The 21,979-nt window shown below is 61.9% G+C and carries 24 protein-coding genes and 1 pseudogene; 15 read left to right on the top strand and 10 right to left on the bottom strand.

All coding sequences use genetic code 11. The features are described from left to right. Positions 1-142: 142 nt before the first annotated feature. Positions 143-1,114: a LysR family transcriptional regulator gene (locus BS629_RS32940; RefSeq protein ID WP_018244411.1), complete on the bottom strand. Its 972-nt coding sequence runs from the start codon at positions 1,112-1,114 to the stop codon at positions 143-145. A gap of 78 nt (positions 1,115-1,192) precedes the next feature. Between BS629_RS32940 and BS629_RS32935 the strand changes: the two genes are divergently transcribed. After that, positions 1,193-1,717 (top strand): hypothetical protein, encoded by a 525-nt coding sequence (locus BS629_RS32935; RefSeq protein WP_018244410.1) that lies wholly within the window; start codon positions 1,193-1,195, stop codon positions 1,715-1,717. A 46-nt stretch (positions 1,718-1,763) separates the two neighbouring features. Here the strand turns inward: BS629_RS32935 and BS629_RS32930 are convergent, their stop codons facing one another. After that, positions 1,764-2,660, bottom strand: coding sequence for a LysR family transcriptional regulator (locus tag BS629_RS32930; RefSeq protein WP_018244409.1), 897 nt, complete (start codon positions 2,658-2,660; stop codon positions 1,764-1,766). A 128-nt stretch (positions 2,661-2,788) separates the two neighbouring features. Here BS629_RS32930 and BS629_RS32925 point away from each other — a divergent pair, with 128 nt between their 5' ends. The 3 genes from BS629_RS32925 to BS629_RS32915 are packed head-to-tail and all read left to right on the top strand — an operon-like array spanning position 2,789 to position 4,851. After that, on the top strand, positions 2,789-3,160 hold the full coding sequence (locus BS629_RS32925) for an Atu4866 domain-containing protein (RefSeq protein ID WP_018244408.1): 372 nt from the start codon (positions 2,789-2,791) through the stop codon (positions 3,158-3,160). A gap of 58 nt (positions 3,161-3,218) precedes the next feature. Beyond that, complete coding sequence (locus tag BS629_RS32920; RefSeq protein WP_018244407.1) at positions 3,219-4,115, top strand: oxidoreductase; 897 nt, start codon at positions 3,219-3,221, stop codon at positions 4,113-4,115. A gap of 1 nt (position 4,116) precedes the next feature. After that, a complete protein-coding gene (locus tag BS629_RS32915) occupies positions 4,117-4,851 on the top strand; it encodes an SDR family oxidoreductase (protein WP_026188583.1) in 735 nt (244 codons plus the stop codon). Positions 4,852-4,912: 61 nt separating this feature from the next. Here BS629_RS32915 and BS629_RS32910 read toward each other — a convergent pair whose 3' ends face one another. Further along, positions 4,913-5,476 (bottom strand): methylated-DNA--[protein]-cysteine S-methyltransferase, encoded by a 564-nt coding sequence (locus BS629_RS32910; RefSeq protein ID WP_026188582.1) that lies wholly within the window; start codon positions 5,474-5,476, stop codon positions 4,913-4,915. A gap of 244 nt (positions 5,477-5,720) precedes the next feature. Between BS629_RS32910 and BS629_RS32905 the strand changes: the two genes are divergently transcribed. From BS629_RS32905 to ybaK, 3 genes are all read left to right on the top strand, one after another. Then, positions 5,721-6,782 carry a succinylglutamate desuccinylase/aspartoacylase family protein gene (locus tag BS629_RS32905; RefSeq protein WP_018244404.1) on the top strand — a complete coding sequence of 354 codons (1,062 nt, stop codon included), beginning with the start codon at positions 5,721-5,723 and terminating at the stop codon, positions 6,780-6,782. Between the two features lie 119 nt (positions 6,783-6,901). Next, complete coding sequence (locus BS629_RS32900) at positions 6,902-7,252, top strand: ArsC family reductase (protein WP_018244403.1); 351 nt, start codon at positions 6,902-6,904, stop codon at positions 7,250-7,252. 32 nt (positions 7,253-7,284) lie between these two features. Further along, positions 7,285-7,758: a Cys-tRNA(Pro) deacylase gene (gene ybaK, locus BS629_RS32895; RefSeq protein WP_018244402.1), complete on the top strand. Its 474-nt coding sequence runs from the start codon at positions 7,285-7,287 to the stop codon at positions 7,756-7,758. 63 nt (positions 7,759-7,821) lie between these two features. On the opposite strand, the gene BS629_RS32890 is transcribed toward ybaK, so the two are convergent. Then, positions 7,822-8,265, bottom strand: coding sequence for a MarR family winged helix-turn-helix transcriptional regulator (locus tag BS629_RS32890; RefSeq protein ID WP_018244401.1), 444 nt, complete (start codon positions 8,263-8,265; stop codon positions 7,822-7,824). Positions 8,266-8,347: 82 nt separating this feature from the next. Here BS629_RS32890 and BS629_RS32885 point away from each other — a divergent pair, with 82 nt between their 5' ends. After that, positions 8,348-9,031 carry a glutathione S-transferase family protein gene (locus tag BS629_RS32885; protein ID WP_018244400.1) on the top strand — a complete coding sequence of 228 codons (684 nt, stop codon included), beginning with the start codon at positions 8,348-8,350 and terminating at the stop codon, positions 9,029-9,031. A 126-nt stretch (positions 9,032-9,157) separates the two neighbouring features. Further along, positions 9,158-10,411, top strand: a complete 1,254-nt coding sequence (locus BS629_RS32880; protein WP_018244399.1) for an aminopeptidase — start codon at positions 9,158-9,160, stop codon at positions 10,409-10,411. A 207-nt stretch (positions 10,412-10,618) separates the two neighbouring features. Here BS629_RS32880 and BS629_RS32875 read toward each other — a convergent pair whose 3' ends face one another. Together BS629_RS32875 and xseA are read right to left on the bottom strand one after the other, a co-directional pair. Continuing rightward, entirely contained in the window at positions 10,619-11,212 is a 594-nt protein-coding gene (locus BS629_RS32875) for an NAD(P)H-dependent oxidoreductase (protein ID WP_018244398.1), read from the bottom strand. A gap of 2 nt (positions 11,213-11,214) precedes the next feature. Beyond that, a complete protein-coding gene (gene xseA / locus BS629_RS32870; RefSeq protein WP_018244397.1) occupies positions 11,215-12,795 on the bottom strand; it encodes an exodeoxyribonuclease VII large subunit in 1,581 nt (526 codons plus the stop codon). A 443-nt stretch (positions 12,796-13,238) separates the two neighbouring features. Between xseA and BS629_RS32860 the strand changes: the two genes are divergently transcribed. Further along, positions 13,239-13,484, top strand: coding sequence for a hypothetical protein (locus tag BS629_RS32860; protein WP_018244396.1), 246 nt, complete (start codon positions 13,239-13,241; stop codon positions 13,482-13,484). A 128-nt stretch (positions 13,485-13,612) separates the two neighbouring features. On the opposite strand, the gene BS629_RS32855 is transcribed toward BS629_RS32860, so the two are convergent. Continuing rightward, the gene (locus tag BS629_RS32855) at positions 13,613-15,460 is read right to left on the bottom strand and encodes a hypothetical protein (RefSeq protein ID WP_018244395.1); all 1,848 of its coding nucleotides are present in this window, start codon (positions 15,458-15,460) and stop codon (positions 13,613-13,615) included. Between the two features lie 160 nt (positions 15,461-15,620). On the opposite strand from BS629_RS32855, the gene BS629_RS32850 reads away from it, so the two are divergent. Next, positions 15,621-16,628 (top strand): glycosyltransferase, encoded by a 1,008-nt coding sequence (locus BS629_RS32850; RefSeq protein WP_018244394.1) that lies wholly within the window; start codon positions 15,621-15,623, stop codon positions 16,626-16,628. Next, positions 16,625-17,002, top strand: a complete 378-nt coding sequence (locus BS629_RS32845) for a GtrA family protein (RefSeq protein ID WP_018244393.1) — start codon at positions 16,625-16,627, stop codon at positions 17,000-17,002. Before BS629_RS32850 ends, BS629_RS32845 begins: the two co-directional genes overlap by 4 nt. A gap of 102 nt (positions 17,003-17,104) precedes the next feature. Here BS629_RS32845 and BS629_RS32840 read toward each other — a convergent pair whose 3' ends face one another. Continuing rightward, positions 17,105-18,091 carry a Gfo/Idh/MocA family protein gene (locus tag BS629_RS32840; RefSeq protein ID WP_018244392.1) on the bottom strand — a complete coding sequence of 329 codons (987 nt, stop codon included), beginning with the start codon at positions 18,089-18,091 and terminating at the stop codon, positions 17,105-17,107. A gap of 242 nt (positions 18,092-18,333) precedes the next feature. On the opposite strand from BS629_RS32840, the pseudogene BS629_RS32835 reads away from it, so the two are divergent. Then, a pseudogene (locus BS629_RS32835) lies at positions 18,334-19,280 on the top strand (aldo/keto reductase). Positions 19,281-19,294: 14 nt separating this feature from the next. After that, on the top strand, positions 19,295-19,738 hold the full coding sequence (locus BS629_RS32830) for a GNAT family N-acetyltransferase (RefSeq protein WP_018244391.1): 444 nt from the start codon (positions 19,295-19,297) through the stop codon (positions 19,736-19,738). An 8-nt stretch (positions 19,739-19,746) separates the two neighbouring features. On the opposite strand, the gene BS629_RS32825 is transcribed toward BS629_RS32830, so the two are convergent. Continuing rightward, positions 19,747-20,397 carry a hypothetical protein gene (locus BS629_RS32825; protein ID WP_018244390.1) on the bottom strand — a complete coding sequence of 217 codons (651 nt, stop codon included), beginning with the start codon at positions 20,395-20,397 and terminating at the stop codon, positions 19,747-19,749. Positions 20,398-20,510: 113 nt separating this feature from the next. Here BS629_RS32825 and BS629_RS32820 point away from each other — a divergent pair, with 113 nt between their 5' ends. Next, a complete protein-coding gene (locus BS629_RS32820) occupies positions 20,511-21,008 on the top strand; it encodes a YciE/YciF ferroxidase family protein (RefSeq protein WP_018244389.1) in 498 nt (165 codons plus the stop codon). 45 nt (positions 21,009-21,053) lie between these two features. Here BS629_RS32820 and BS629_RS32815 read toward each other — a convergent pair whose 3' ends face one another. Beyond that, entirely contained in the window at positions 21,054-21,962 is a 909-nt protein-coding gene (locus tag BS629_RS32815) for a LysR family transcriptional regulator (RefSeq protein WP_018244388.1), read from the bottom strand. Positions 21,963-21,979 lie beyond the last annotated feature (17 nt).

The raw sequence follows: 21,979 nt of genomic DNA, 5'->3' as shown, positions 1-21,979 counted from the left end.
CCAGGCCGTGAGACTGGAGCCATGATCGGTAGACTCGCCACCACCGACCCCTTGAGGATCGGGAATAGCAAAACCGCGTGTCATGGGCAATCTTGAGCGTCATTCAGGTGTTCGAACTCAATGGAATTCCGCGCGTCCCACCTCAGCGCATTTTTGTGGCTGGTGTTTGCTTGTCATCGATGTGAATTCGGGTTTTGTCGGCAGCGTCGGCCCGGCTTTTCACGTGATCGATGAAAGCCCGCAGCTTCGGCATCACTTGATGACGGCTGGGATAGTAGAGGAACACACCCGGCGCCATCGGTGCGAACGCCTCCAGGACGCGGACGAGTTTTCCCGCCTTCACCGGTCCGGCGGCGATTGGCTCCGGCACTTGCGCAAGCCCCATATCTTCGACGGCGGCTCCCAGCATGGTGGGAAAATCATGGGCGATCAGCGGCCCGGAGACAACAGCCTCTATCGGCTTTTTGCCGCTGACAAACGACCATGGCGCGATTGAGCCGTTCGAGCGGCGCATGCGGATGCAGGCATGTTGACGCAGATCGTCGATACGCTCGGGCCGCCCTCTCCGGTGCAGATATTCGGGGCTGCCGACGACCACCAGCGGGAAGGACGGCGTCAGCCGGACCGCGACCATGTCGGCTGCGATGAACTGGCCGAGCCGGATACCGGCGTCGAATCCTTCGGCCGCGATATCGACCAGTTCCTCATTCGCGGCGACCTCCACCTCGATCTCGGGAAAGGCCTGGCAGAAGGATGCAATCAGTGGCTCCAACAGGATCGGCACCACTGACGGCGGCACCGTGAGGCGCAATAGTCCAGCCGGTCTCTGGCCGAGCTCACGCGCAACCGCGCTTGCGGCGACCAGTTCCTCGAAAGCGGGCTTTGCGCGCGCGAGGAACCGCTCGCCGGCTTCAGTCAGACCGACACTGCGCGTCGTGCGGATGAAGAGTACTGCGCCGACACGCTCCTCAAGAGCGCGTACGGCCTGGCTGACTGCCGAGGGGGTCACCCCGAGTTCCGCGGCTGCTCTGCGAAAACTACGGTGATGGGCAACGCTCAGAAACGCCTCAACGCCGTCGAGCGCGCCTTGCCTGACTGTGAAGTTCTGCTTCATACCGCATCGATATTATCGCCAATAGTCGATCGCGGGAAGCGGCCGTACATCTGGACCCCACAAATCAGGAGTGCCCCGATGTCGACGGAATCCATCTTTCAAACCCATCTCGCGCTAGGCTACGTCGCGTGGCTGCTTTGCTTCGGCGCCTATATTCTGCCCTGGCTCAAATCGATGGACAGGGTCAAGGCGCACCGCGCCATCGTCACTCTGCACAGCTTCCGCTTCTTCGGGCTCGTCTTCATTCTGCCCGGCGTCGTCGGTCCCAACCTGCCCGCCAGCTTCGCCACCTTCGCTGCCTATGGCGACCTCGCGTCCGGGCTGCTCGCCATGTTGGCGCTCGTCACGATCAGCATGCGTCCGGTCTTCTGGCTGTTCGTCGTCGCCTTCAATCTCGTGGGAATGGCCGACCTCGTGCTCGACTACTATCACGCGATCCAGGCCGGCCTGCCGGCGCGGGCGGAGGAATTGGGCGCCGCATACGCGATCCCGATCATTTACGTGCCCTTGCTGATGATCACCCACGTCTTCGCATTCTATTTGCTTCTGCGTCCTCAGCCTAAGGCAACCCAGGCGCTCGCCGGCGAGGCAGCAGTATCTTAACCTCCGCCATCTCAGGCGTTGCACCTTGCGATCGAAGATCGCAAGTCTAGAGCCTGTCAAACCTGCGCACATAATCGACCAATGCGCGCAGCTTCAGTGGCTGCCTCTGGCGCCTGGGATAGTAGAGATAGAATCCCGGGAATGGGGGGCAGAAATCCTCCAGCAGCGGCACGAGCTCCCCGCGTTCGATATAGGATTGGAAGGTTTCCACCATGCCGAAGGTGATGCCTGCTCCGGCGCAGGCCATGCGGATCATCATTCCCATGTCGTTGGTCGTGACGACGGGATCGACGGAGACGTCGAAGTCGCGATTGTTCTCGGTGAACTCCCAGCGATAAGGCGCCGTATCCGGGCGTGGCCGCCATCCGATGCAGGCATGATCCTGCAGGTCGCGGGGATGGCGGGGATGGCCGCGGCGCTCTAGATAGCTGCGGGATGCGGCCGCGCATTGTCGCTGCTCTTCGGAGACTGAAATCGCGATCATGTCCTGCTCGATCACTTCGCCCAGCCGGACACCGGCGTCGAAACCGGCCTCGACGATATCGAACTCGTCATCGGTGATGGTGATATCGAGTTTGATGTCGGGGCAAGCTTCCATGAAACCGGCCAGTAACGTGCCGGACAGGAAGTTCTCGGCGATCGAGGAAACGGTGATCCGCAGCAGGCCGCTCGGGCGCGCCTGCATTTCTCGCACCGTCTGCATCGCATCCTTGACCTGCCGGACCGATGGACGAACCGCGTCGAAGAACACTTCGCCGGCTTCGGTCAGGCTGACGCTACGCGTCGTGCGCTGGACCAGGGCGACGCCAACCCGATCCTCCAGGCGCTGCAGGGCCTGGCTGACGGCGGAGCGGGTGACGCCAAGCCGCTCGCCGGCAAGGCGGAAGTTCCGCGCCTCGGCCACCGCAAGAAAAACTGAAATGCCTTCGAGATCATCGACCATTGGTTAGCATTCCTAACCAAGGCATCCTCGATTGGCAACTTAATCGCCGCGGATGGGCACGCTATCTTTCAAGTCGAGATCAACGCCAAGACCCACGCATCGGCAGATCCTCTTCGAAAGGCAAGGCAATGCGAAGGATTTTCAAAAGCCCGGTTCTGCAGTTTTTCACGGCGGTCACCCTTGCTGGTACGGCGACCAGTTCGTCCGCCACCGATGCCGTGAACGACCGAGATCAGCAGCAACAAACAAGCGAGAACAGAATGCAGCAACACCCCTATGTCGGCATGTGGGTTACGGATGATGGCCGCATCCGCCACGAACTTCTGCCCAATGGCCGTTACGACGAAGCCCGCGGAAACCGCGAAAGCGCCTATCGCGGCCGTTACGAAGTCACCGGAAGCCACATCGAATACTGGGATGACACGGGCTTTACGGCCGACGGCGATTTCGTCGACGGCAATACCCTCCATCATGGCGGCATGGTGCTTCGCCGCCAATGACGTGCGGCCTGAAAGGCAACATCACCAAGGATAAGGCCGCATTTGCCGGCCGGAAAGGATGACGATCATGTCTTCCCCAGCACCCACCTGGTTCATCACCGGCGCATCGTCCGGCCTCGGCCGGGCACTCGCCGAAGCGGTCCTGGCGCGCGGCTGGCGCGCCGTCATGACGGCGCGCAGACCCGAGACCCTGGCAGATCTCACGGCAGAGCACGGCGACCGCGCGCTTGCCCTTGCACTCGATGTGACGGACAGCAACTCCATCGCCGGCGCGGTTCATGACGCCGAAACGCATTTCGGCGCGATCGACGTCCTCGTCAACAATGCCGGCTACGGCTACCTCTCGGCGATCGAAGAGGGCGACGATGCCGAGATACGCGCTCAGTTCGAAACCAATGTGTTCGGTTTGATCGCTGTCACCAAGCAGGTTCTGCCGGGCATGCGCTCACGCCGGCAAGGACATATCTTCAACGTCTCTTCGCTCGGCGGGCTCGTCGCTTTTGCTGCAACCGGCTACTACCACGCCACCAAATTTGCGGTCGAAGGCTTGTCGGAATCGCTTTCGCATGAGGTCAAATCGCTTGGCATCGATGTGACGATCCTCGAACCGGGCGCCTTCCGCACGGATTGGGCCGGCCGGTCGATGGTCGAATCCAGTACGATCATCGACGACTATGCCGAGACATCCGGCAAGCGGCGCCAGGCCACCCGGTCGGTCTCCGGCAACCAGCCGGGCGATCCGGTGCGAGCCGCGACAGCAATCATATCGGCGTTCGAGGCGGACGAGCCGCCGCTGCGCTTGTTGCTCGGCGCACCTGCCCTGAAGATCGCCCGCGAACGGCTCGATGCGCTGCGCGCAAATTTCGAAGCCTGGGCGGAGACGACGCTCAGCGCCGATTTCCCAAGAAAACCCTCAGCCGTATCGCCAGGCGAGCGGCGTGCAAATGGAGCTTGAAATGTCTGATATCAAAGGAAAAGTCATTGCCATCACCGGAGCCAGCAGCGGTATCGGAGAGGCTGCGGCAAAGGTGCTGGCTGCCGCAGGCGCCCATGTCCTGATTGGCGCGCGCCGCACCGAGCGCCTGGAGGAACTCGCCGCCGACATCGCGGCAAAGGGTGGGTCGGTGCGCCTGCAAAAGCTTGACGTCACCGACCGGGCGGATGTGGAAGCCTTCGCAGGCTTTGCCAAGTCCGAATTCGGCCGGCTGGACGTTATCGTCAACAATGCCGGGGTCATGCCGCTCTCGCCGCTAGACGCCCTCAAGGTCGACGAGTGGGACCGGATGGTCGACGTCAATATCAAAGGCGTTCTCTACGGCATCGCGGCGGCCCTTCCGATCATGAAGGCGCAGGGATCGGGGCAGATCATCAACCTGTCTTCGATCGGCGGCCACAGCGTCTCTCCGACCGCCGCGGTCTATTGCGCGACGAAATTCGCAGTGCGGGCGATCTCGGACGGGCTGCGGCAGGAAACCGATCGCATCCGGGTGACCGTCATCTCCCCCGGCACGACGACATCGGAACTGGCCGAGACGATCACCGATCCGACGGCGCGGGATGCCATGAAGGCGTTCAGGGCGATCACGATCAGCCCCGAGGCCATCGCCAATTCGATCCTCTACGCCGTCAGCCAGCCTGATGATGTCGATGTCGGCGAGATCATCATCCGGCCGACAGCCAGCCCGCATTGATCCGCTGAGATTTTGCCAAAGCAATTCCAGCAAAAGTCTAGAGCGGTTTTGCTGAACTGCTCTAGAAACCCAGCGACTGCTGGGCAGGCGGTGGCGGCGCAAGGTTGACGCCTTCGAGTTCCAGCATGCGGGCTTTCGATGACGAACCGCCGGGAGCGGAGAAGCCGCCGATCTTGCCGCCGGCGGCCAGCACCCGGTGGCAGGGGATGATCAAAGCGACCGGGTTCTTCGCCATCGCCTGACCGACGTCGCGGGCGGCTTCCGGCCCGACGCCGAGCTCCTTCGCCAGCGCGCCGTAAGTGGTCGTGCGACCCCAGCCGACACGCCGTGCCGCCGCATAAATATCCCGGAAGAAGGCATCCTGACCGGCAAGATCGAGTTCGACGCCGGAAAAATCCGTCTCCTCGCCCTGGAAATAGCGCTTCACCGCAGCGACCGTCTCGAGCACAGCAGGCGTCGGTGCGCCGGATTCGGCATCCGACAGGCGGCGCAACAGCAGCCGTTCGGTCGCTTCCGCTGATTTGGTCGGCAGCTGGAAGCGGGTGATGCCGGCATCGCTCCAGGCGATGCCGCAGAAACCGCTCGCGGTTTCGAAGATGAGATAGTGGTGCATTGTCTCAGCCATGGCAAAGGCTCCGCGTTTGCGATGACCCATAAAATCGTATGAGACGGCCGCTGTTTCAACCCGTTTCTTGCGCGCGCCGGGCTTCCCGGAAAGATCGCGATGCTGCAATGTCGGTCGAACGTCCACTTCAGCCGCTTCTCTCCGACCGCAAGGCCGTGCCGCTGATGCGCTTGGCCACGGCTTGCGCTTGCCTAGCTTCTGCGCATAAAGCTCGTTCAGGTGTTGCACGGGGAGCGAAATCAGCATGGACGTTTCAGAGATCATCATCCCTGGAGATACGCCGGGAACGGAGTGGCGGCTGCCGGTGCTGCGCTTTACGGGCGGCGATCCGAAGGCGCCGAAGACCTATATCCAGGCGGCTCTGCATGCCGGCGAGCTGCCGGGAACGGTGCTCTTGCATTTCCTCTGCGAGAGGCTGCGGCAGGCGGAAAGCCAGGGCGCGATCGCCGGCGATATCACCCTCGTGCCGCAGGCCAATCCGATCGGTGCGGCGCAGTCGCATTTCGGCGAATTGCAGGGCCGTTTCGACTTGGGCTCGCGCACCAATTTCAACCGGGATTTCCCGCTGATCTCCGTTGCGGATCGCGCCACGCTGATCGAAGACCTCGATGATTATCCGGCTACCGACAGATTGAAGCGGCAGTTGCTGCACATGGCGCTCGGGGCCGATCTCGTGCTCGACCTGCATTGCGACGACGAATCCCTGCAATATGCCTATATCGACGAGGCCTTCTGGCCGGAGGCGGCCGATCTCGCCGCTTCACTCGACATGGAGGCCGTGCTGCTTTCGGACGGCGAAAGTTCGGCCTTCGAGGAGGCCGTCGGCTTTGCATGGAAATATGAAGTTCCCGGCGAGCGCCAATCCCGGCTGCCCGGCAAACTCTCCGTCACTGTCGAGCTGCGCGGCAAGCGCGATGTCGATCCGGTGCTGGCGAAAAAGGATGCCGACGGGCTCTGGCACTTCCTCGCGACACGGGGGATCGTCAGTGACGGGAAGCCAGCGGCAACGCCATTTTCCGGTCCGGCCGTGCCGCTCGATAATATCGAGATCATTCGCACTCCAGAAGGCGGCGCCGTGCTTTTCCATCGCGATATCGGCGAGAAGATTGCGGAAGGCGACCGCCTAGTGACGATCGTCACCCGGCCGGGACAGCCGGGCGGCAGCATCGAGCTCACCGCGCCGCAGGACGGGCTGATCCTGACCCGAACCTCCGACCGGCTGGTGCGGCGGCGCGGCGACCTGATGAAGATCGCCTGCGACGAACCCAGCAAGGCCTCCCGCAAGGCCGGCACGCTGGAGAATTGAACGAGGCCGGTTTTGTCCTGCTGCGATTGTCGACGCGTTCGGGGATAAAACGTCGCACGGCGTTTGCGCCGGCCTTTGTGCATGTTATCTCGCTGCCATCACAAGGAGATCGATCGGGCATGGCCGTCACCATCTATGGCATCAAGAATTGCGACACGATGAAGAAGGCCCGCAGCTGGCTGGAAGAACACAGCGTCGCCTATGAGTTTCACGATTACAAGGCGCTGGGTATCGACCGCGCCCATCTCGAAGCCTGGATCGACGAAGCCGGCCTCGACACCGTGCTCAACCGCGCCGGCACCACCTTCCGCAAACTGCCCGATGCCGACCGCGAGAACCTCACCCGGGAGAAAGCAATCCAGCTGATGCTCGACCAGCCGTCGATGATCAAGCGGCCGGTGCTGGAGGCGAAGGGCAAGCTGCTGATCGGCTTCAAGCCGGAGATTTACGCCGGTATGCTCGGAGGCTGACAGGCGGCCCGCTGAGCTCACGAGGGAAAGAGATGTCCAAGACCACGCGCGCGACACAGCTTCTTTCGCAGGCGGGCGTCGCCTTCACAGTTCATGCCTATGACTACGACCCCAATGCTGAGCGTGTCGGGCTGCAGGCGGCCGAAGCGCTCGGCGAGGCGCCGCATCGGGTGCTGAAGACGCTGATGGCGGAAGTGGACGGCAAACCGGTCTGCCTCGTCGTGCCGTCGGATCGCGAGGTCAGCATGAAGAAGCTTGCGAGCGCCTTTCACGGCAAATCGGCCAACATGATGAAGCCTGCCGATGCCGAGCGGCTGACGGGCTATCATGTCGGCGGCATCAGCCCGTTCGGCCAGAAGAAGACCGTACCGACGGCGATCGAGGAGGCCGCCCTTGCCGAACCGCTGGTCTATATCAATGGTGGGCAGCGCGGGCTGCAGGTGCGGCTCGATCCGAAGGCTGCGTTGAAGGCGCTGAAGGCTGTCGCCGTGCCGCTGATTGCCTGATCGGAGCATGATGCCGAAAAGTGTAGACGGTTTTCGGATGACATCATGCTCTTACTGTTGAATCTAGAGGAAGCGGTCAAGCACGCCGGCGATCGTCTTCGCCTCGTTGTCGGCAAGCTTGCAGCCGATATGGGTCTCGATCGATCTGGCATAGACGGTCCACATGCGCTCGCGAAGCTTTCGGCCGGCATCTGACATCACCACCCAACGGCCGCGCCCATCTTCAGCGAAGGCCTCGCGCCGGACTAAGCCCTCTTTTTCCAACCGATCGATCAGCCGGGAAAGATTATACTGGGCCAGCAATGTCCGCTCTTCGATCTCGTAGGGGCGCAGCTTGCCATCTTCCGAGCGCGTCAATTCCCAAAGCACGTCATACCAGGCAAGCGGCGGCATGCCGGCCGCCTTCAGATCGGCTTCGATGGCAGCGAGCAAGCGTTCGCGGGCGCGGATGATGCTCGTCCAGGCAGAGGTGACCGCTTCGCTCGGATTCGACGTTTTTTCGGACATAAATGCAATTACATCTATCTTGAATTCCGCCGCAAGCGATATTAGATGCAGTTACATCTATCATCGCCGCATGGAGACCGTCATGAGCAAACTTACCCTCGTCAGCCATCATCTCTGCCCCTATGTGCAGCGCGCCGCGATCGCGCTTCTCGAAAAGGACGTGCCCTTCGAGCGCATCAACATCGATCTTGCCAACAAGCCGGACTGGTTCCTGCAGATCTCGCCGCTCGGCAAGGTGCCGCTGCTGCGGATCGAGGAAGAGGACGGCAGCGAGGCGGTGCTGTTCGAAAGCAGCGTCATCTGCGAATATCTGGAGGAAACGCAGCCGGGCGTCGCGCTGCATCCCAAACACCCGCTGACGCGTGCCCGCCATCGCGGCTGGATGGAATTCGGCTCGTCCGTGCTTTCCGATCTCTGGGGCTATGAGACGGCACAGGATGCGGACCCGCTGGAGGCCAAGCGCAAGGCGCTCACCGCCAAATTCGCGACGCTCGAGGGTGTGCTGACGGATGGGCCTTATTTCGCCGGCAACGACTTCAGCCTCGTCGACGCCGGCTTCGCGCCGGTCTTCCGGTATTTCGATCTCTTCGACACGCTCGGCGACAGCGGCATCTTCGAAGGGCTTGAGCGGGTGGCGCGCTGGCGCAAGGCGCTCTCCGAGCGGGCGAGCGTCAGGGCCGCCGTCGGCGCGGACTACCCGCAGCGGCTGATGGAATTCCTCGAAAAGCATAACTCAATCCTGCTCAGGCAAGCTGCCGCCGCCTGAAGCGCGTCCGGCGGCCGGACATATATCCGGCCGCGTGCAATTCGGCGGCAATACGCTTCATTTTCGCCGCAAACGGGTCTAAGTCTTCCAGCCTCCCACCGTCGATGACAGAAGGCAGGTTGAACCATGACTTTCATGCCCCAGAGCCAGAACACCGTTGATCCCGTCAAGCTGGAAAAGCTTGCGGAAGTCGCCATCAAGGTCGGGCTGCAACTGCAGAAAGGTCAGGATCTGGTGATCACCGCGCCTGTCGTGGCGCTGCCGCTGGTTCGCCTGATCTCCAAGCACGCCTATCAGGCCGGCGCAGGGCTGGTCTCCGCCTTCTATTCCGACGAGGAGACGACACTGGCGCGCTATCAATATGGCAGCGACGAGAGCTTTGACCGCGCCTCCGGCTGGCTCTACGAGGGCATGGCCAAGGCCTATGCCAACGGGGCGGCCCGTCTCGCGGTCGCCGGCGACAATCCGATGCTGCTATCCGAGCAGGATGCCGGCAAGGTCGGCCGCGCCAATCGCGCCAATTCCACCGCCTATAAGCCGGCGCTGGAAAAAATCTCGAATTTCGACATCAACTGGAACATCGTCTCCTATCCGAACCCATCCTGGGCCAAGGTGGTCTTCCCCGACGATCCGGAGCCGATCGCGATCGCCAAGCTCGCCAAGGCGATCTTTGCCGCCTCGCGCGTCGACGTCAGCGATCCGGTCGCCGCCTGGACCGAACACAATGCCAATCTTGCCAAGCGCTCCACCTGGCTGAACGGCGAGCGTTTCGCCTCGCTGCATTTCAAGGGACCTGGCACCGACCTGACGGTCGGCCTTGCCGACGGGCATGAATGGCATGGCGGCGCTTCCACCGCCAAGAACGGCATTACCTGCAATCCGAACATCCCGACCGAAGAAGTCTTCACCACGCCGCATGCGCTGCGCGTCGAAGGCCATGTGTCGAGCACCAAGCCGCTTTCGCACCAGGGCACGCTGATCGACAATATCCAGGTGCATTTCGAGGGCGGGCGCATCGTCGAAGCCAGGGCCTCGCGTGGTGAAGAGGTCTTGAACAAGGTGCTCGATACCGACGAGGGCGCACGCCGGCTCGGCGAAGTGGCGCTCGTGCCGCATTCCTCGCCGATCTCGGCCAGCGGCATCCTGTTCTACAACACGCTGTTCGACGAAAACGCCTCGTGCCACATCGCGCTCGGCCAGTGCTATTCCAAATGCTTCCTCGATGGCGCGACACTGAGCCAGGAGCAGATCAAGGCGCAGGGCGGTAATTCCAGCCTGATCCATATCGACTGGATGATCGGCTCCGATAAGGTCGATATCGACGGCCTCAAGCCGGATGGCTCGCGGGTTCCGGTGATGCGGCAGGGCGAATGGGCCTGAGCGGCATCATCGTGGGCTGACAGAATGCTGGCGCGGCTAGTCCCGTCCTTCGAGGCCCCTCCGGGGTACCTGAGGATGAGGCTGGCGCGAGCGCACGCCTCAGGTGACACTTCGAAGCGACGTGGATCATACTTCAGGACGAGACCGCGCAGCCCCAGCAGCATGCGCTAGAACGCAAACCCACTGCACATTTTTGCTGGAATTGCTTTAGCGGATCGCCGATAGCAGCTTGCGCACGCGATCGAGATGCACCGTCCGCTTTGCATCGGTGGCGCGGTCCATGTCGTGCAGGCTGAGCATCTTGAAATTCAGCCGCTTCGAGCAGAAGGCGGCGATGCCGCGCTTCAAGAGCCGGCGCACCGGATCGCCCATATAGAGACGCACCAGCCACCAGGGCGAGCCTGTCGTCGTCAGCGCATAGAGCAGCCTAATATTGGTAAGCTGCGGCACGATACGGCCGCCAGCGGCGTCATGGCTGAAGGCGACCCCGGGGGCGAAGACACGATCGAAGAAACCCTTGAGAATGGCGGGGAAATTGAACCACCATTGCGGAAAGACGAGGATCAGGCCATCGGCCGCCTTCAGGCGGACAACGGTATCGGCAACGGCTGAGGTGTCATAGGGCACGTCGAAATAGCCGCGGCGTTCAGCTTCGGAAAGACGCGGATCGAAATCTTCTCGGTAGAGATCGAGCAGATCGACGACATGGCCGGAGGCTTCCAGTGCTTCGCGGGCCGTTCGCGCCACCGAGGCGGCGAAACTGTCCTCCAGTGGATGGGCAAGTACCAGTAGGATCCGCATTGTCAGAACAGGCTTCCCTGCTTCGGCGGTTCTGCGGGTCTTACGCTGCGCTTCCTGGCACCGGCCGGCGGTGCGCCGCCTTCCGTGGTCATGGCGCCGACACGACCGTCGGCGAATTCGATGGCGATGCCCATGCCGGCGGAGAGTTGAGCAGCCTGCGAGACCGGCCTGTTATCCTCATCGCGAATGACGGCGTAGCCGCGCTTCAGCACATTTTTATAGGAGAGCGACTGCAGCACGCGGTCCTGCGAAGAAAGCTCGGCGCGCGCACGGATCAGCTGGTGGCGGATCGCCGTATCGGCATGGCGCGAAAGATTGCCAAGGCGTTCGCGGCCGCGGTCGGTCTGGGTCTTCATCCGGGCAGGCAGCGAGGCGAGGATTGCTTCGGCGCGGTCAACGCGTGATTTCGAGCGGTCGATCAGCCGCTCGACCATGCGCTCGGCCCGGGCCATGCGCTCGTTCAGCGTCTGGCGGCGCTCGGCGATGCGGCCGGACAGCAGATCGGGGCGCAGATGCGAGCCGACGCGCTCGAAGCCGCGGCGCTTGTTGATGGTGTTGAGCTCCAGCCCGCGGCCGAGGCCGGTCGCCGCCTCGTCGAAACGCCGGCGCGGCAAGGCGAGAAGCTGATCGAGCGACGGCAATGCCCGCATCAGGGCGCGCACCGACTGGCGGCGCTGATCCATCTGGCGGTTCATGCAGCCCTGCAGGCGGGCGGCAAGAGCGGCGGCCTGCGCCTCGAGCTCGGCCTTGACGGGCACCGCCATTTCGGCAGCCCCTGTCGGCGTCGGAGCACGGACATCGGCGGCATAGTCGATCAGCGTCCAGTCGGTCTCATGGCCGACGGCCGAGATCAGCGGTATTTCGCTTTCGGCCGCCGCGCGCACAACGATTTCGTCGTTGAAGCTCCAGAGATCTTCCAGACTGCCGCCACCGCGCGCGACGATCAGCACATCCGGGCGCGGAATGGCGCCGGCCGGCTCCAGCGCGTTGAAGCCGCGGATGGCGTTCGCCACCTCTTCGCCGGATCCCTCGCCCTGAACCTTCACCGGCCAGACAAGGACGTGCACGGGAAAACGATCGGAGATGCGGTGAAGGATATCGCGGATCACGGCGCCGGTCGGCGAGGTAACGACGCCGATTACGCTGGGCATGAAGGGCAGCCGCTTCTTGCGGGCGGCATCGAACAGGCCCTCGGCACCAAGCTTGCGTTTGCGCTCCTCGATCAGCGCCATCAGCGCGCCGGCGCCGGCCGGTTCCAGCGTCTCGATGACGATCTGATATTTCGAGGAGCCCGGAAAGGTGGTGACCTTGCCGGTGGCGATGACCTCCATGCCTTCTTCCGGGCGGAACTTCAGCCGCGAGAAGGTGCCCTTCCAGATGACGGCCTCGATGCGGGCGCGGTCGTCCTTCAGCGCGAAATAGGCATGGCCCGAGGAGTGCGGCCCACGATAGCCGGAGATCTCGCCGCGCACGCGAACCTGGTCAAAGGCGGTTTCGACGGTGCGCTTGATCGAGCCGGAAAGCTCCGAAACCGAATATTCGGCAAGGTTGGTCGGCGAATCGCTGTCGAAGACGTTGCTCATCCCTCCTTTCTAACGCATCGGCCCGAAAATCAGAATCGATTTTCGGAAAGCACGATGCGTAGATTCAAAATGTTACAGCGTCCTTTGCGCGTCTGAAAAGACGCGCGGCGCTGTATGTCGATCAGCGGTAAACGGGAAGGTCGGCATTGGGGGCGGGCTTGGTTTTCCCGGCCGTTGAAATCGTTGGCGGGAGGTTCGTCGCCGTTGCGTCGAGCGCGCTCGTCTCAACGCATCCTGCACATGCACTCGTTGCAACCAGGTGGACAAACAACAAAATCGAGTAAAGCTGTTTTGTTGCGGAACGTATAGTTAGACAATGCGTTTCACATGAAAGGGATTGCTAACCACCGCAATACAAAGGCTTTTCGGCAAAGCCTGCCGGTAAATCTTTGTTAGTTGGCGCTTCCTATGCTTCCCCTCGTTATCTCTGGGAAGGTGCTGAAATGATTATTCTCACAGCAGCAGCATTGGGCATCAGCGCCGGGCAAATGCGCTCGGCTGGCGTGATCGCGTTGGTCGCCGCGTTGATCGGAATGACATTCGCGCTGGCGGCGATAACCTCGCCCGGCCCAGTGTCCATTCTGGCGTTCGTCTATGCCGTGCTCGGCTATAATGGCGGCCTCATGCTCTTCGTGCTCGGGCTCTTTGCCAATCAGCGCCTCCGTCGCGCCACGCGTGTCTCACACTGAAAGCGCGTCGCGATCGTTCAGATTGCTCCTCGCGCTTTAGGTCCTTATCTCAAACGCATGTCGTTGTCGCAAAGCCGCCGCACAGTTTTGCGCGACATGCTTTAGTCCATCCTTGAAACTTGCGGGCGTCAATTCTTCGCCGGCCGATAGCGAAAGAATTGCACGCCCACGTCGGCCGCCTTCGGAAGCGGTTCCAGATAGGGCGGGATATTCCCCGTGCCGAGCTGCGCATAGAGCCCATCCGGCTTCAGCTTGGCGATCTCGCGCGTCTGCAGGTCGCCGGGGCAGAAGGCAAGCGCCGTCACGCCAGTCCCCTTGAGGAAGGCTTCCGCCTCCTGCGGCTCCGCCATGCCGATATGCAGTTCCGTCAGCATGCCGCCCTGATTGCGATGATAGGGCGCGGAGAGAACCCGGTTCTTGGTGAAGCGGAGGATCGGCACGCCCATTTCCGACGGCGCGGAGATCAGTCCGGCCGGTAGCCCGGCGAGCGGCGCCAGCGCCGCTTGCGATGTGCAGGAAATTTCCTTTGCCGGCTTCGCTGCCTTCTTCTGGGCAGCATTCTCCATTTGCAGCGAGATAAACCCACCTCCGACAGCCCAGGCGGCCGGAGCACTGGCGAGCGCGGTCACGATATAGATGAAGGCGGCGGCGACATTCTCGCTGTCGCCGTTGGAGATGCGCTTGATATCGATGATCAGCAGGGCAAGCGGCAGGATCGAGATCAGGTTCGAGAACGTGGAACCGCGCACCTGGACCAGTGCGATTGCCCAGCTCGTCATCAGCGGGAAGAGCAGGATCAGGTGGATCTGCACGCGGTCACGCTGAACGATGCGGAAGATGCAGACGGCGATACCGAACAGGCCGGCCGCATAGAAGCCACCGATCGAGAAGGGATCGGTGCGCCCGAGAACGAAAAACGACTGCGCTTCCGATACATTCCTCAGCCAGAGCTCGACCAGCATCGGATCGAGACTGGCCAGCGGATCGCTCAGGCATTGCGGTGCAATCACGATCGCCGAACCGAAAACACCGGCGCCGACGACGGCGAGCGCGGCAAAGCGCAGGGGCCGGCGCAGGCGGCTGGCAAAAACCGCCGAAAACAACAGCAACCCGCCGCCGATCGCCGCCAGGCTGTAATAGCCGAGCGAGAGATTGTCGCAGGTGACCATCGAATAAAGCCGGGGCGGCACTGTTGCGAAGAAGAGGATGCTGATCGCAATCGCCAGCGCCAGCCCGAAGGCCCTCGCGGCGGCAGCGAAATCTTCGCCCTCCCATGCCCAGAGCAGGGCAATGGTCAGGCAGACCGCGGCGACGAAAGGTGTCGTCTCGGCGCCGATGGCGATGGCAACCGCTGCAGCGATGCCGGCGACCGCATAACTCCAGGCGCGACGCTCGGGATCCAGCAGCATCGCGATCATCGTCGCGACCAAAGCCAGCTGCGCATTGTGATGATCGATGGCGCCCGGCGCGAAACGGTTTCCGGTGTAGATCGCAAGACCGGTCAAGCCGAGACTGATGTGCATGGCGGCAACGCCGCCGATGCGCCGACCGGCAACCGCCATGGCGAGCATAGCGGGCAGGATGAGCGATACCGGCCAGACGCCGAGCGCCAGCGCCTCGGCCGTCTCATGGGGTACAAACAGGCCGAAGAACCAGATCAGCGAGGCGATCGGCAGGTCGATCAGCCGCGACCAGTGCATCAGCGTGCCGCCGTCGAGGCCGAGACGGTATTGCATCAGATCGAACCAGCCCTGCCCAGCCAGAAAATCGCGAACTTCGACGAGACGCATTCCGTCGTCATTGTCGGGGCCGACGTAATCGGTGGCACCGGAAAGCTTGGTGATGAGGATGGCGGCGGCAAGGATGACGCTATAGGCGATGACGGTTGGCCAGAGACGCGTCAGCAGGCCGCGTGCCCCGCCCCTGGGGGCGTCGGTCACGGGGGATGCATGGGCGATCGGCTGCACAGCGTTCATTGTGGTTAGCGGTTCGTTTCCAGATAGCGAAGCTTAGCCGCCGCCGATCAAGAAAGTGTAAAGCCGTTTGTGGCAGCTGCCGATTTTGCCTGCGTCATAGGGTCTTATTAACGGCGCGTGATTTAGGCTGGGCGCGGCTTTAAGTGTAACGAGTAGAGTCATGGCCCGATCGCGTACCGACAATCTGAATATTGCCGTCCTGCTTCCCTGCTATAATGAAGCGGCGACGATCGGCCCTGTCGTCCAGGGCTTTCGGGCGACGCTGCCCGATGCTGCGATCCATGTCTACGACAACAATTCCACTGACGGCACCGCTCTGCAGGCAATGCTTGCCGGCGCGCATGTCGTGCGCGAGCGGCGCCAGGGCAAGGGCCATGTCGTGCGCCGCATGTTCGCCGATATCGATGCCGACATCTACATCATCGCCGACGGTGACGGCACCTATGCGCCGGAGGATGCCGAAGAGCTGGTGCGCACGCTGCTGACGGAGCGCGCCGACATGGTGGTCGGCACTCGCCGCGGCGTGCATGACGATGCCGGCCGTCAGGGCCATGCGATTGGAAACCGGCTTTTCAACCTGCTCTACCGGATGATCTTCGGCCCTGACTTCACCGATATCTTCTCCGGCTACCGCGCGTTTTCGCGCCGCTTCGTCAAGAGTTTCCCGGCTGTATCAGGCGGCTTCGAGATCGAAACCGAGATGTCCGTGCATGCCTCCCGGCTGAAGCTGCCGGTCAGCGAGCTGGAGCTCGACTACGGCCGCCGGCCGGAAGGCTCGCATTCCAAGCTTTCGACGTTCCGCGACGGCGGCAAGATCCTCTGGATGTTCGCGATGCTGATGAAGGAAACCCGGCCCTTCGCCTTTTTCAGCGCAATCAGCGCCACCTTCATGCTGGCGAGCCTCGGCTTCATGGCGCCGGTGCTGGCGGAATATTTCGAGACGGGTCTCGTCAGCCGCATGCCGACCTGGGTGCTGTCGACGGCGCTGATGATGATATCCTTCATGCTGTTTACCGCCGGCGTCATCCTGGATTCCGTTGCGCGTGCCCGCGCCGAACAGCTTCGTATCCATTATATGGGCCTGGAGAGGCCGAGCGCGCTGAAGGCGCCGCTCAGCGACGCAGGGCCGGTATCGCGCGCCCGTCCCGGCAAGGCGGATGCGGCATGAAAAAGCTCATCCGCTTCACTATTGCCGGCGGCATCGGCTTCCTCGTCGATGCCGGCATCCTGTCGGCGCTGCTCCATCTGACGCCGCTCGGGCCGTTTCTAGCACGGCTCGTCGCGATCGCCTTCGCCATGGCGGCGACCTGGGCATTCAACCGGCGCTTCACCTTCGATCGCACCGGCCGTTCGCTTGCCGCCGAAGGCTTCCGCTACGGCTCGGTCGGGGTGACGGCAGCGCTGGTCAATTACGGACTCTATTGCGCCCTTCTGCTGTCGCTGCCGGCACTTCAGCCGCTTGCGGCCATGGTGGTCGCCAACCTCGCCTCGATGGTCTTCAGCTTTTTCGGCTATTCGCGCTTCGTCTTCCGCGCTGAGTGATTAGAGCGCCGCGCGTCCAAAGGACGCGCAAAGGACGCTCTAACACTTTAAATTGGCGCATAATCCTTTCCGAAAATCGATCCCGATTTTCGGGGTTATGCGCTAGACTGCCTCCCAGCCGTCCTTCTCGCTGGCGCGATAGATCGCGTCGATCACCTTCTGGTTCAGCTTCGAATTTTCGAGCGTGACGATCTCTTCCTTGCCGTTCGTCACCGCCCGGGCGAAGGCCTCGACCTGCCGCTTGTACTGGCGGCTGTCCTGGAAGCGGAAGATGCGCGATTCCCTGTGGCTGCGGTCGGCAAGCTCGATCTCTTCCGGGCCCCAGCGATTGGCGTTGAACGGCGACTTGACCTCGATGTAACCTTCGGTGCCGTGAAAGACCATGACCTGACGGTTGGCCATCTGCGTCGAGATATAGAAGCTCAGCTCGAAATCGCCGAAATCGGCCTTGACGCTCGAATAGATATCCGTGCCGAAATCCGCATCGCGCTCGGTGATCGCCTGGATCCAGAGCGGCTCCTTGCCAGTGGAAAAACGCGTGCTCATGACGGGATAGACGCCGATATCGGGAAGGCCACCACCGCCGAGTTCGGGAACGTTGCGCATGTTGGCAGGGTCGCGGTTGAAATAGGTGAAAGCGCCCTGCACATGCCGGAGCGACCCGATCGCGCCCTCATCGATTAACGAGCGCACCTTCTGCCAGACCGGCGAATAGTTGATCATATAGGCTTCGGTGACCACCACCCGGTTGCGGTCTCGAGCGGCGATCACGTCGTCGATATCGCCTGATTTCAGCGCCAGCGGCTTTTCGCAAAGCACGTGCTTGCCGGCATCGGCTGATTTGATCGACCATTCGATATGCTGCGAGGTCGGCAGCGGGATGTAGACGGCGTCGATGACGTCGGAGGCCAGCATCTCCTCGTAGGAGCCGAAGGCATGCGGCACGGAGAAGCGATCGGCCATCTCCCTTGCGCGCGTGAGATCACGGCTGGCAATCGCCGTGACGACGCAATTCTCCGCATCCTGGATCGCCGGAACGACATTGTCGCGGCCGATCTTCGCCGTTGAAATGATACCGAAGCGCAGCATGATCCAAGCCTCCCAACTGATTTCCGCGAACCATATTCAGGCCTTCGCTGCGGCGCAATGGCGCGACCTGAAATCACGGAAGTTTGGTTTCCCTAATGGCGCGATCGCGCTAGGTTCTGCCGGAACAGATAGTTGGAGCATGATGTTCATCCGAAAACCGCTTACACTTTTCGGCATCATGCTCCGGGGCGGCGTTCTGCCGTATCCGCGATTTCAATCACATCACCATATTGGAGAGCGTTATGGAAATGCGCCGGCTTGGAAAAACAGGTCTTTCGGTCGCGCCGATCGTCATCGGCGGCAATGTCTTCGGCTGGACGGCCGACGAGAAAACATCCTTCGCCATTCTCGACGCCTTCTTCGATGCGGGCCTGAACACGATCGATACGGCCGATGTCTATTCCGCCTGGGTTCCGGGCAACAAGGGTGGCGATTCCGAGGAGATCATCGGGCGCTGGCTAAGCCAAGCCAAGGTTTCCCGCGACAAGGCTGTCATCGTCACCAAGGTCGGTTCCGACATGGGACAGGGAAAGACGCTGAAGGAGAGCTATATCCTCAAGGCGGCCGAGGATTCGCTGCGCCGGCTGCAGACCGACTATATCGACCTCTATCTCTCGCACTGGCCAGATGCCGATACGCCGCACGAGGAAACGCTCGGCGCCTTTGCCAAGCTGAAGCAGCAGGGCAAGATCCGCGCCATCGGCTGCTCGAACTATGATGCGAAACTGCTTCAGGCCTCGTTCGACGCTGCCGAGAAGGCCGGCCTGCCGCGTTACGATGTGCTGCAGCCGGAATATAATCTCTATGAGCGCGCCAGCTTCGAGGGGCCGCTTGCCGATCTCTGCGTCAGGGAAGACATCGGGGTCATCACCTATTTCAGCCTCGCCGCCGGCTTCCTCACCGGCAAATACCGCAGCAAGGCCGATACGGAAGGCCGCGCGCGCGAGGGCCGGGTTTCGAAGTATTTCGATGACAAAGGCCTGCGCATCCTGGCCGCGCTCGACAAGATTTCTGCCGAGACCGGCGCCAAGCCCGCGGAAATTTCGCTCGCCTGGCTGCTGCGCAAGAAGGGCGTGACGGCGCCGATCGCCAGCGCGACCAGCCTTTCGCAGCTTGAAAGCCTGGCGAAATCGGCGACACTTGCGCTTCCGATGACGCGATGGCGCTGCTCGACCAAGCCGGCGCCTGAAAGAAAGAGACGCCATGACCGTGACGATACGCGAGGCCCGCCCCGAGGACGAAGCCCGCTGGCGCGAACTTTGGGCGGCCTACCTTGCCTTTTACGAAGTCGCGGTCGATGCCGATATCACCGATCAGACATGGCGTCGGGTCTTCGATCCGGCGTCGGCAATCGCGATGCGTGTCGCCGAGGTCGACGGCAGGATGATGGGGTTTGCGCTCTATCTCACGCATGAGGGCACGTGGATCCGCGGCAGGGACTGCTATCTCGAAGACCTGTTCGTCGATGCCGAAGCGCGCGGCAAAGGCGTCGGGCGGGCACTGATGGACGATCTCGTTTCAAGCTGCAAAGCCAAGGGCTGGTCGCGGCTCTATTGGCATACGAGCGAGCAGAACAGAACGGCGCGGGCGCTCTACGACAGCTATGTCGAAAGCGACGGCCATATCCGCTATCGCATCACCTTCTGAGCACCGCATCAGTTTTTGAGCGGGGGAAAGCCTTCGTAAAAGGCGGCATGATCGCCTTCCCAATTGGCCATGCCGGGTTTGGTCAGGATGCCGCGCGGACTGATATAACTCTGGATCACCCGTTTCGGCCGTTCGTGCCATTGGATATTGAAAGCCCAGAGCTTGGGGAAGAAACAGAGCGAGGCATAAGGCAGGTGGTCGTGAATCCACCAGGCGAGCCGCTGCCAGTCGCTTTCATCGTGGTAATGGTCGATCATCCATGGCACGGCAATGCAGACGGCTGCGCCCATGCAGCCGTCAAAGTCCCTCATATCCCAGATGTGATGCGCTGATGTGGCGGCATTGGTCGAGCAGTTCAGCTTGTTCTCATTGCCGAACCTGTTGACCGCGGGCGAACGATAGCCGGAGCGGATATGCAGGCGCCCGAACGTTGCCTCTAGCGGCTCCAGCAAGTCCTCGCAGAGCCTCTTGCCCGCCTCGATCGCCAGATCGGGATCCTCGGGGATATTGGGGATGCGGTAAAAATCGGCGATTTCGGAATGCAGGAAATCGCGGAGGAAGAAGTTTTGCGACAGCCGCACGCGGCCAAGGTCCTCCAGACCCTTCATCGAATTCGGCTTTCGCATGACTTTACCTCCCACATCGACGGCAGGAATCATCGCCCGGCACCGATTTCCAGTCCACCCGAAATCGATCGGGAACAATTAGCGCGGTCTTCTCTTCTTAATGTGTCGCCGCATTCGCGGTTTTCCCCAGAACAAGGATCGAGAAAATGGCCAAGGAAAAGACGTTGGAAGATCTCTTCTACGACACCCTCAAGGACATCTACTTTGCCGAACGGCAGATATTGCGCGCGCTGCCGAAGATGGCACGCGCCGCCCAATCCCCGGAACTGAAGAAGGGCTTCGAAAAACACCGTGAGGAAACCGAAGGGCAGGTCGAACGCCTGCAGCAGGTTTTCGAGCTGATCGGCAAACGCGCCCAGGGCAAGACCTGCGAGGCAATCCAGGGCATCATCGCCGAGGGCGAGGAAATCATGGAGGAATTCAAGGGCACGTCAGCTCTCGATGCCGGCCTGATCTCTGCGGCTCAAGCCGTCGAGCATTATGAAATCGCCCGCTACGGCACGCTGAAGACCTGGGCCGCGACGCTCGGTCTGAAGGAGGTCGTCGGCCTGCTCGACCAGACGCTGCAGCAGGAAACGGCCACCGACAAGGCCCTCTCCCAGCTCGCCACCACGGCGGCAAACCAGAAGGCAAAGGCTGCCTGATGCACACGGCGCTCTAATAAAAACGGGCGGCCCGGTCCCCATTCCTTACCGGCCGCCCGTATCCTGCGCGCTGTATCTGAAGAAATCGATGAAGGCGCGCAGCGCCGGGCGCATCTGCCGCCGGGTGGGATAATAGAGAAACGGCCCGGAATAGGGCGCGCACCAATCCTCCAGCACCCGCACAAGCTTGCCGCTCGCCAGTTCGGCATTGACCCGCATGTCGAAGAGATAGGCAAGACCCGCACCGTTCAGCGCTGCGAGCAGGGCCAGCCGGTCCTCGCTGACGATCAACGGCCCGTCGACTGAAACGACAAGTTCCTGCCCGTCCTTTTCGAATTCCCAGCGATAGATCGAGCCGTTGGTGAAGCGCCGCTTGATGCAGCGATGATGGACGAGATCGCGCGGATGCTCCGGCTTCGGATGATGCTCGAAATATTCGGGCGAAGCGGCGATCACCGTCGTCAGATTGGGCGAGACCCTGACCGCGATCATATCAGCCTCCAGGCTCTCCTCCAGCCGGATACCGGCATCGAAACCCTCCTTGACGATATCGGTGAAGCCATCCTCATTGGCGATCTCCAGGGTAATATCGGGATAGAGATTGAGAAAATCGCCGAGGCGCGGGGCGAGCAGGAGATCGGAGGCGAAGCGCGGCGCAGTGATGCGCAGGTTTCCGGCCGGCTTACCGCGCGTATCGCGGACGGCCTCCAAGGCAATATCGATCTCCTCGAGTGCGGGACGAAGTCTTTCGAGAAGCAGGCGGCCCTCCTCCGTTGGCGCGACGCTGCGGGTAGTGCGCGCCAGCAGCCGCACCCCCAGACTTTCTTCGAGGCTGGAGATCGCATGGCTGACGGCCGAGGGTGCGACGAGGAGTTCCTTCGCCGCGGCCCGGAAGCTGCGATGCTCCGAGACGGCGGCGAGAACGGCGAGTTGTGAGAGCTGTGTTCTGTTCATTGATCGAAATGATAGAA

This window comes from Rhizobium leguminosarum bv. viciae USDA 2370 (assembly GCF_002008365.1).
In the GTDB taxonomy this organism is placed as follows: domain Bacteria; phylum Pseudomonadota; class Alphaproteobacteria; order Rhizobiales; family Rhizobiaceae; genus Rhizobium; species Rhizobium leguminosarum.
Note: the sequence above shows the minus strand (reverse complement) of the source record. Positions and strands in the feature narration are given on the sequence as shown.